Genomic DNA, 558 nt, shown 5'->3' on the forward strand with positions numbered 1-558 from the left:
AAGTGAAACTCATTTGGGTTGTATGGTTAAGTGACCAAGCGTATACGGTGGATGCCTTGGCAGTCAGAGGCGATGAAGGACGTAATAACTTGCGAAAAGCGTTGGCGAGCTAGTAATAAGCATTTGAGCTAACGATATCCGAATGGGGAAACCCAGCAGCATAAGCTGTTATCACTACATGAATACATAGTGTAGTGAGGCAAACCCGGGGAACTGAAACATCTAAGTACCCGGAGGAAAAGAAATCAACCGAGATTCCCCTAGTAGCGGCGAGCGAACGGGGATTAGCCCTTAAGTCTATGGGGTGTTAGTGGAATGTGTTGGAAAGCACAGCGGCACAGGGTGATAGCCCCGTACATGAAAACTAACCATAGATGAAAACGAGTAAGGCGGGACACGTGACATCCTGTTTGAATATGGGGGGACCATCCTCCAAGGCTAAATACTCCTGACTGACCGATAGTGAACCAGTACCGTGAGGGAAAGGCGAAAAGAACCCCTGTGAGGGGAGTGAAATAGAACCTGAAACCGTATACGTACAAGCAGTGGGAGCGGTTC

At 48.4% G+C, this 558-nt stretch carries 1 rRNA gene; it reads left to right on the forward strand.

Annotation, left to right across the window (positions count from 1 at the left end):
- Positions 1-24 precede the first annotated feature (24 nt).
- A 23S ribosomal RNA gene (locus tag AAEY97_RS21125) occupies positions 25-558 on the forward strand; the annotation flags it as partial.

Source organism: Shewanella sp. TB7-MNA-CIBAN-0143 (assembly GCF_040310065.1).
In the GTDB taxonomy this organism is placed as follows: Bacteria; Pseudomonadota; Gammaproteobacteria; order Enterobacterales; family Shewanellaceae; genus Shewanella.